At 70.9% G+C, this 491-nt stretch carries 1 protein-coding gene; it reads left to right on the top strand.

Going from position 1 to position 491, the window contains the following annotated elements:
• On the top strand, nt 1-491 hold a 491-nt coding region (locus tag AC0AIB_RS31105), incomplete at both ends, for a condensation domain-containing protein (RefSeq protein ID WP_465098064.1).

Here is a 491-nt window from a genome sequence, read left to right as displayed (position 1 = left end):
GTAGAAATGCAGATCCGCGACATCTTCGAACACACGGTGCTGGCCGACTACGCCGCCCAGGTCGAGGCGCGCGCGTCGTCGACCCGGCCGGCCATCGGCCAGCGCCCGCACGGCGAGCGCATGGCGCTGTCGTTCTCGCAGGAGCGGCTGTGGTTCATCGACCAGCTCAACGGCGGCAGCCCGGAATACAACATGCCGGCGCTGTTCCAGCTCGAAGGCCGCTTCGACCTGGACCTGGCCGAACGCGCGCTGCGCCGGGTGCTGGAACGCCATGAAGTGCTGCGCACGGTCTACGCCGGCGACGAAGCCGGCGCGGCCCAACGGGTGCTGGAACAGTTCGACTTCCGGGTCGAGCGCGTCGACCTGCGCGCGCTGGGCGAGGCGCAGGCGCGCGAGGAACTGGCGCGGCGCGTGCATGCGGACATCGCCCGCCCGTTCGACCTGGCCCACGACCTGATGGTGCGCGCGAGCTGGTTCTCGCTCGCCGCGAG

The sequence above is a fragment of the Micromonospora sp. DSM 43699 genome (genome assembly GCF_055517075.1).
This window is presented reverse-complemented; position numbering and strand designations above follow the sequence as displayed.